At 57.1% G+C, this 2,807-nt stretch carries 3 protein-coding genes; all 3 read right to left on the reverse strand.

All coding sequences use genetic code 11. The annotated features are described in order from the left end of the window. The coding region (locus ACWI8T_RS09280) for an ATP-binding protein (RefSeq protein ID WP_449138733.1) at window positions 1–755 on the reverse strand (755 nt) is incomplete at its 3' end. 222 nt (window positions 756–977) lie between these two features. After that, a complete protein-coding gene (locus tag ACWI8T_RS09285; RefSeq protein ID WP_449138734.1) occupies window positions 978–1,652 on the reverse strand; it encodes a DciA family protein in 675 nt (224 codons plus the stop codon). Further along, on the reverse strand, window positions 1,649–2,807 hold a 1,159-nt coding region (recF, locus tag ACWI8T_RS09290), incomplete at its 5' end, for a DNA replication/repair protein RecF (RefSeq protein WP_449138735.1). The genes recF and ACWI8T_RS09285, both read right to left, overlap by 4 nt.

Genomic DNA, 2,807 nt, shown 5'->3' on the forward strand with positions numbered 1-2,807 from the left:
GTAAAGTAAATCGGGGTATTCAGCGTTTCCTTGCCGCGATTGAGCCACGTGACGAAGTCGACGATACCGCCGGCATACTGGAACGACTCGGTCTTAAACGAGCCGTTTTCCTCACGCTCGCGTTCGTCGGTAAGCTGAATATGGAGGCCCTTGTTCAGGAAGGCCATTTCACGGAAACGCTCGGCGAGCGTATCGTAGTCATACACAACCGTGTCGGTGAAGATTTCAGGGTCGGGCCAGAAGGTAACCATGGTGCCCGTATGATCGGCGTCGCCGATGCAATGGAGCTTCTCGACCGTTTTGCCGCGCTCAAACGCGATTTCGTGCTTACCGCCATCGCGGCACACGACAACCTCGAGGCGCGTGGAAAGCGCATTTACGCACGAAACGCCGACGCCGTGCAAGCCGCCGGAAACCTTATAGCCCTCGCCGCCGAATTTACCGCCCGCATGGAGGATGGTAAGAACGACCTCGACCGTAGGGATCTTCTCTTTCGGATGCTCGTCGATAGGAATGCCACGGCCATTGTCGACAACCGTAATGGAGTTGTCTTCGTGAATCGTGACGTCGATTTTGGTGCAATAGCCGGCAAGAGCCTCGTCGACGGCGTTGTCCACGACCTCATACACAAGGTGATGCAAACCACGCGGACCCGTCGAACCGATATACATGCCGGGGCGCATACGAACAGCCTCAAGGCCCTCGAGGACCTTAATGTCTGAGCCGTCGTAGTGGTCGGGCTTTTCTTTGACCACGGCCTCCTCCTTTCCGTCCCGATGAAAATCGGGATGCGCCGACAAACGCCGGCGCCATAGGCATAAAGCGTTTCAACCGCCAATTTCACATAGAACAGGACGCCGAGGAGCGCACCAGCTGGATGAGGTGCGTAAAAACTCAAGCAATCCAACTAGCGAATTTTACCATATTCGGGGTTTTATACCGCGCTTCAGAACGCGATTTAAGATAGTCCACACGGCCTACAAGGCCCCATTGTCGCCTTTTTCGACTGCAGCAGCGTTTTTTACCTCTAAATCGGAAATCATGGCGCGTTTAAGCGCTTCTCGCACCTTTTTATCGGGAATCGTGGACAGTTCCTCGTCAATCTGGGCTATACGCGCCTCAGAAAGCGCCACACGCGGCGCTTTCTCTTGAGCAGCCGTTTTTTCGGTTTCTTCACGGTAAGGATGGGAGAGTTTGTACTTGCCGCGCGAGACGCGAATGCGGAACTCGTCGATTTCCTCGCCGAACAGCTCAAGGAACTTCAACTTGATCATCTCGCGGCGCGCGTCGACCTCCGCCGCAATAAGGCTATCTTCCACATACACGATGAGCTCGCCCGCGGGCGGCTTTCGACGAACGAACGCGCCGCCCGCCGAACGGGGCGCGGCGGGCGACGTGCGCGAGGTTTCATTCCGTTCCGATGTTTCACGTGAAACATCGGTTTCCTCTTCGGCCTTGCGAATGATGTAAATCGAATTCGTGTGGTCGAGAATTACTGCGGCGGCAGGGCCGGCGCACGCTTCAAGCGCCGACTTCCACATGCGCTTCACTTTTGCGGCGCGCGCCGCTTTAGCCGCAAGCACGTCCGAAGATGCCTGCCCACGCAAAGTCTTTTGGAGGGCCATGGAAAACGATTTCATGGAATTGCTCATGCGCGAACACCCGCCTTCGACAAATCGAGCACAGACGCGCGATCGACGATATCGTCTTCGAAACACGTCAAATCCGTAGCGGTCATGAATGTCTGGATGTCTTCATGCAACAAATCAACGAGCGCGCCGCGACGGCGGGCATCGAGTTCGCTCATCACGTCGTCGAGCAGCAGCACGGGTTTTACGCCAAGCATCTTCTTCACCAATTCAACCTCGGCGATTTTCCACGCAAGCGCAATGGAGCGCTGTTGGCCCTGCGAAGCAAACGTGCGGGCGTTGCGCCCGTCGATGAAGAATTCCATATGGTCGGCGTGCGGGCCCACGACCGCACGGTGGCGCGCACGTTCCTCGAGGCGGCGCGAGAACATCGCATTCGCCGTTGCCTCAAGAACCTCGTCTTTCGACATTTCCACGTCATATGGGCGGCTCTCGGCCAGCTCCGCCAAATCCTCCGGAAGCCACGAAGGAATGTACGAATACGAGAGCTCCTCCGCGCCGTCGGTGATGTCGCCGTATACGCGAGCCATGCGGCCGCACAGATTGCGGAACAGCGCGACGCGATACATATGGAGGCGCGCGGCTACGGGAATAAGCGCGTCGTTCACGCTGTCGATGAGCACATCGGTCGCTTCATCTTTCAGAAGCGCATTCTTATTGCGCAGAAGCTTCTCGTAATCGCGGCGAATAACGCGATGGTTCTTCGAAAGCTGGCTGCCAAGCAAATCGATTGCGGAACGCTTTGGCGTTTGGGAACCCTTCGCAAGCTCAAGATCGTCGGGAGAGAACGCCACTGCGGGCAGAATTCCCTGCAAATCTTGCGCTGCGCGGCGTTTCCCATTGAGCGTGTACGACCTCGATGCCGGTTCAATCACCGTCGCAACGCTCAAGTCGCGCGAGTCGGATACGAATCGCGCTTCGAGTCGGGCGAAAGGCGCGCCCCACATGATGAGGTCACGCCCACGGGCCGAACGAAACGACCCATGGGCGCACAAAAGCTGGATTCCCTCGACGACGTTGCTTTTGCCCGTGGCATTAGGGCCCACGAAAATCGTGAGTCCGCCAATGTCGCCCAATGCGAGGCTTCGATAATTGCGAAAACCGGCCAGGCGCACTTCCTGAATGCGAAGATCGTTTGCCACGGAGAGCACGTCCTTA

The sequence above is a fragment of the Slackia sp. genome, from assembly GCF_977041755.1.

Coding starts and splice junctions, on each gene's coding strand:
- ACWI8T_RS09285 (WP_449138734.1), bottom strand. CDS start 1,652: ATGAGCAATTCCATGAAATCGTTTTCCATGGCCCTCCAAAAGACTTTG.